The organism is Haematomicrobium sanguinis DSM 21259, assembly GCF_000688395.1.
Lineage (GTDB): Bacteria > Actinomycetota > Actinomycetes > Actinomycetales > Micrococcaceae > Haematomicrobium > Haematomicrobium sanguinis.
Genome location: NZ_JIAG01000002.1, coordinates 278,262 through 284,261 on the forward strand (window position 1 = coordinate 278,262; position 6,000 = coordinate 284,261).

The window sequence follows — 6,000 nt, forward strand, 5'->3', positions numbered from 1 at the left end:
ATCTGCGCAAGCAACTATTTAGCAGGAGGTCTTTTGTGAGCATTGCCGATGATGCTATTGAGGTGCGCGCGCAGGGCTGGCGCACCCTTGCCGCGTTGCACTCGATGATTGAAACTGCGCTGGAGCGTGCCCTATCTGCGGTGGGACTCTCGGTTGTGGAGTACACGGTATTGGACGCGCTGAACCGTCAGGACGGGTGGCACATGCGGATGCAGCAGCTGGCCTCCGCGACGGCACTGAGCGCAAGTGCGACCACGCGCCTGGTCACCCGGCTAGAGGATCGGGCGCTCTTGACGCGCGTCCTGTGTGCCGACGATCGGCGCGGCATCTATACCGAGCTCACCGCGGCCGGATCGGCGCTGTATCAAAAGGCGCGGCCGCTGCATGACGCTGCTTTGGAAAGCGTGCTGGCGGACGCCGCCGAACGGTCAGAACTTGCCACAATGGCCGCCGCGGTGCAACAGGTGAGCACCACGACGGCCAGTGTATGAGGGCTGCGTTTAGGACCTGCGGTTAGAGCCTGGGCTTAGGACCTGGGGTTAGGGCGGGCGCGGGCGCGCCGTTAGGCGCGGCGGCGGCGCAATTGCATAAGCGTCACCACGGCAGCAGCGAGGAGCAGTGCCGCACCGATCATCAGGTAAGGGCCAGCTCCCATGCCGCCCGAGATGGGCAGTTCGATTTGGCGCTGGTCGTACACCTTAATGGTGGCCGGGTCTAGTGTGACGTCCGCGGTGCCATCCTGCCCCTCGGCCAGTGTCAACTCGAGGGCCCCGTTGTCGGCAATGGAGATGGTCACTCCGATGGGCTCGGCTAGCAAGGTGTGCCCGGCTGGGGCTTGGGTTTCCACAAGCCAATAGCTGCCCGGGTTGACGCCGGTAATCTCAAATGTTCCCGGTCCTTGCGGCGTGATGGTTCCGACCACATCGCCCACCGCGCCATTATTATTGGCCCGCATTTCGAAGCTCGAACCATCGATGAGAGCGGGGCTGGATTGCCCGCGTTCGGCGTATCCGTACTTTTCAAGGGCAATCTTGATCTGGTCATTGTTGATCGCGATCGGCTGTTGCGGGGCGAGCGAGTCGCCTGAGACGGTGAATTTCGCCACGACTCCCTGCTTGGGCTTGTAACCGGTGGGCGCCGTGACTTCCTCCAGGGTGTAATCACCCCAGGGCAGGTTCTCCACCTTGAATCCTCCGGCGCGATTATCGGTGTCCAGCAAGTTTGACTGGGTTCCAGTGAAATCTTGAATTTCTTCGACGTACCCGTTGGGGCCGACCAGGCGCCACGCGGAACCGGCGAGCATTTGGCGAGTATCGCCGTCGTACTTCTCCCAGGTGAGCGCCCCGGGTAGGTCGGTATTGACGATCTCGCAGGAAGTCGACTTGCTTTGCGGCACCTCAAATTGGTTTGCGCCGGCCCCGGTGAGCGGGACGTTTGTGGCGGGGCCGCCCTCGACCGAGCAGCGGATGGCGGAGATCTTGTAGCCGGGTTGCTCCTTCTCGCCAAGGGTGTAGGTGCCGCTGGGGACGTCGCGGGTTTCACCGGATGCGAAGGCGAGTTCGGCGTCCTGGCCGCGCTTGGCGGTCAGGGTCCACGTCGACGGGTCTTCGGGGGCGCCGTACTTGTTCTCGAACGACTTGGTGAGCGTCAGTTTGGTGCGGATTGGCGTATTGGTGAAGGTGCACTCGACGGTCGCGCCGGAAATCTCGCCCGCGCTGTGCGGCGGGATCGTGATTGTTCCGGAGCCGCCGGTGCCGGAGGCGAGCTCGTTGCCATTGAGTGTGCACTGGTAGGTCGAGGTGTACTTTTGCGCGAGGTCGCCGCCAACCAGGCTCTCGCCAATGGCGTAGGTGGAGCCGGACATGACCGGAAGCGGGCCGACTTCCTCTTGTTGGATGCCGTTGCTACTGCCAGTGGTAGTGTCTTCGGCGAGCGGCTCGGCGTCGCCTTCCGACGTGACGGTGAGGTTGAACTGGTCCCCCGACTCCGCGCGATCAACCACGTTTTTCTTGAGCACGAGGTTCGCCGGGGACGTACAACTGGCGAGGTCGGTGCTGGTTTTCATCCCAGTGGTCACGGTGCCCAGGCGCTGCCAGGTGGTCGGGTCATAACGGTTGATCGTCTCGTTGGTGCCGAGCATGACCGAGCCGTCGGCATTAAAGGAGATGCCGTTGACGCGGTCTGGCACCGTGAATTCTCGAGTCCTGGAGGCGCGAATGTCGCCGCCTCCGTTGTCAATGGCGTTTTGGATGTTGGCGGCATTGATCGAGAAGATGCGGACCTTACCCGCTGGGGTGCTTTGCACCACGTAGAGGTTACCGGCGCTATCGAAGGCCATGTCGCCGTTGCCAGCGTTCTCGCTTGCGCCGGTATCGAAACGGCCGAGGTACTTGATGGAATTTGACGCCTTATCGAAGGCCCACAAATAGAAGTACCGATTTCCCCAAATACTTGGCCGGTAGAAACTGCCAAAAATGTAGGTTCCGGTGCGCAAATCAACGGCGCCCGCAACGATGGTCCCCGAATTAGAACTTGGGACAGCCAACGGGCCAATAACATTCCAGGAATTCGACTCGGCCAGGTACTCGAGTATGCGCACTCTGCCGCTCCCCTCGGGCCGGAGAGCATAGGCGGTTTGGCCGCCTTCACCAATCCCGAGCGCATTTGGCCGATTCGTGGTGTACGGTATGTTCCAGCGCCCAACCTGCGTGATGGCACCCGAATCGCTAATCTTCGAAACTACGGCCGAATAATCGATCGAATATGTAGCTCCGGCCTCGCATTGGAACGCGGAATTGTCGGCGAACATGAGCTCGCGGTTGCCCTGCGGGTCCTGGTTCTCTGCCGGTTGCGGGGTGGGCGCAGGCGATTCCTGCCCGTCGGTTTGGGGTTGCGGGGTTGCGCTTGCCGCCGGGTCTGTAGGCGGTTGCGGGGTTGATTCCGCGCCGGGGCGATGGTCCTGGCCGGGGGTGGTGCTGTCGCTTGGCGTTTCGCCTGGTGTTTCGGGCGACGTCTGGGTGGGCTCAGGCGATGAAGTCGATGCGGTGTCCTGAGCGGGATCCGGCCCAAGGTCCGACGGTGCCGCGATCGCAATGCCCGGAAGGAGCGCAAGTGTAGTAAGAATCGACGTTGCTGCGGCCACAATGCCGCGCCGACCTAGGCGCCGCTTCGCGCTCGCTCTCGAGGACGGGACGGACTCATACTTCACGCGCTCATTCACCTCAACACAGATTCACAACTTGCTAGACCGAGGTGTATGGACAAAAGACGTGAAAACCATTCCGGGCGCACGCAAAGGTGCGCCCGGAAGTGGACGGCGCCCCCCGATCACTGTTCCTATCACTCGATAGATTACGTGACGCCGAACTTTAATGTCCAGTCGACTTCGGCGCTTGTTGCCAACGGTAACGGAGACCGGGCATGGAGACCGCTGCCGCAGCACCGAATCCATGGTCAGCACCCCACGCTCCACGCTCCTCAAGTCAACATGTGCGAGCCAAGCACATGCGAGCCCACACATGCGAGATGCACCGCACTTCTCACCATAATTCATAGATAAAAGACGTAAATAATTACGACGACGATGGGTCGCCTTAACCTTTAATCTAAGGTTTATACTTGAGTATCTAATTTCCTAAATCACTTGTGATACACCTCACAGAAGAGTAATATTGTCTATATGGAGGATCTCACCAAGGGGGATGGTTTCCCCACCGAAAACGCGACCGACGGTCATGGGCGCAACACCCATGGTGCTGGCGGCGCAAAGTCGGGCGCTGGTGCAGATCCTCCTGCTCATGACATCGACGCTAACAGTGGGCACCGACATTCAGTTTCGGATCCCCAGCACCCCGCCGCGGATGCCATGGCAGCAGTGGAGAGCTTGTCTTCTAATCCCGAGGTGTGGGGCGTCGACGTACAGGGTGTGCGGGAGGATCTCTTGGGGCTCGTCGAGACGCTTCGGATCCAGGGCGCCGGAACAAATCGTCGCGAGTTGACCGGCCTTGCCCGCGATGTCGAGGCCGTTTCACGTGCATTGGACGCGCTCAAGGTCACCCTGACAAATGTGATGGACCATGAGCGAGTCGCGGCCGCGCCGCTGGGTACCTCATTTGGCTGGAGCGAGGAGCCGGAACACCCGCAGTACAAAAATTTAAAGGACTTTATGGTCCAGGTGCTGAAAATTCCTGGCGCCGAGGCAGCGCAACGAATTCGGCTTTCTAAGGTTGCCGCCGACGGACACGTGGCCACCGGAGGGACACTCGCACCGACACTCCCCCGATTGGCAAAGAGCATTCGCGACGGCGAGCTGTCGATCAAGAGTGCGGACGTGATCTCGCGGAGCGTGAAAAACATCGCTGCCTCCGGACGCGAGATCGTGTTGCCCGGCGACATGGTGATCGATCACGCCCGGCTCGCGCAGGATGCCGAGGAACTGCTATGTGAGCAAGGTCGGCTCTTGGGGCCCGATCATCTCGCCAGGGCAGGCAAACGCTTAGAGGCGCTAGCTCACCAAGACGGCCGCGAGCCAACGGACAAGTACCTGGCGATCAACCAGGGAATCTTTTACCAGGGCTGCCACAACGGGCTGCACCACATTCTGCTCAAGTTCGACCAGGAACAGTTCGAAACGTTCTACACCGGAATCCACGCAACTCTCGCGCCGCCGCGGGCTGCAACTCGTGCAAAGCGGGACGCGCGAACCACCAACGCTCCAAACGGCCGCGGATCCTCCGAGGCCGGTAGCGGTAGCGACGGCGAACTTACTGAAGGCGAGCCGCTCTTGGCGCCAGACACCCAGGCACTTGCGGACAATCCGTTGAATTTCTTCCTAGGACACGCGGTTCAAGCTGGAATCGGCGCAGTCATGGACGCAACTTCGGGGTTGAAGCCAACCTTCGCGCAACAATTGGCACAGGGGCTCGTCGCCATCATCGGCAAGACCGGAGTGTTGGAGCCCTCAGTGCGAGGCAACCGGGCAACGATTATCGCCACAATCGATCACAAGGACTTGTTGCCGCAAATGCACAAGGAACCCGCTGGAAAAACCACGAGTAGCCGAGCGGGACCGCAAGGTTTTAGCGATATGGCATCGAGAATGATGGCGCGCAGCGGCCCCGTCGCACCAGGGGTTTTAAGGAAGATGGCATGCGAGGCCGAAATCATCCCGGTAGTTCTGGGCGGAAACAGCGAACCAATAGATCTGGGGCGCGGGGCACGACTATTCTCGGCTAAACAGCGGAGTGCGCTGTATGCCAGAGACAAAGGATGCGTGTTTCCCGGCTGCATCACGCCATTAGCAGTGTGCGAAGCTCACCATAGTGTGCCGTGGAGCGCCGGCGGCGGAACCGATATAGAAAACGGTGTGCTGCTCTGTTCCTATCATCATCACTTTGTGCACCAAGGTCACTGGGATATCCAGGTCAAAGATGGGATTCCGTGGGTGATTCCGCCAGCGTGGGTAGACCCTGATCGGGTTCCGCAGCGAAATTCATTCCACGACGGCGATACGCACAACAGAGTCTGAGCGGGACGGCCTCCCGCTGGCAACTGAATAATTGTGGATGGGTGTTGCTGGTTAAAGGGTGGAGGCCCTGTCACGTCGTTGTGTCAGGGCCTCGCTGGGGTTGTGTCCGGCGGTGTCCTACTCTCCCACACTCTTCCGAGTGCAGTACCATTGGCGCTGTGGGTCTTAGCTTCCGGGTTCGGGATGGGACCGGGCGTTTCCTCCACGCTATGACCGCCGTAACTCTATTCAAATATGTGGGTGGTGCCCTTGTTTCACTCCCGTGTTGGGGGTGGGGTTTGTTGGTTGGGAACCATATAGTGGACGCGTGTGTGTTCTGTTTGCAGCAACCGTTGGACGGTTGTTGTTGTCACCTGTGTGTGGTGTAAGTTGTTGGCTTATTAGTACCAGTCACCTGAACCTATTGCTAGGCTTACAGTTCTGGCCTATCAACCCAGTGGTCTAGCTGGGGGCCTTCACAACAATTGTTGATG

At 60.0% G+C, this 6,000-nt stretch carries 3 protein-coding genes and 2 rRNA genes; 2 read left to right on the plus strand and 3 right to left on the minus strand.

Going from position 1 to position 6,000, the window contains the following annotated elements:
* Positions 1–35: 35 nt before the first annotated feature.
* Positions 36–491, plus strand: coding sequence for a MarR family winged helix-turn-helix transcriptional regulator (locus tag O148_RS0102935; protein ID WP_026529729.1), 456 nt, complete (start codon positions 36–38; stop codon positions 489–491).
* A gap of 71 nt (positions 492–562) precedes the next feature.
* On the opposite strand, the gene O148_RS0102940 is transcribed toward O148_RS0102935, so the two are convergent.
* Positions 563–3,208, minus strand: a complete 2,646-nt coding sequence (locus O148_RS0102940) for a SpaA isopeptide-forming pilin-related protein (RefSeq protein WP_026529730.1) — start codon at positions 3,206–3,208, stop codon at positions 563–565.
* A 471-nt stretch (positions 3,209–3,679) separates the two neighbouring features.
* Here O148_RS0102940 and O148_RS0102945 point away from each other — a divergent pair, with 471 nt between their 5' ends.
* Entirely contained in the window at positions 3,680–5,527 is a 1,848-nt protein-coding gene (locus O148_RS0102945) for an HNH endonuclease signature motif containing protein (RefSeq protein WP_026529731.1), read from the plus strand.
* Positions 5,528–5,631: 104 nt separating this feature from the next.
* On the opposite strand, the gene rrf is transcribed toward O148_RS0102945, so the two are convergent.
* Positions 5,632–5,748, minus strand: a 5S ribosomal RNA gene (gene rrf, locus O148_RS0102950).
* Positions 5,749–5,886: 138 nt separating this feature from the next.
* Positions 5,887–6,000, minus strand: a 23S ribosomal RNA gene (locus O148_RS0102955); the annotation flags it as partial.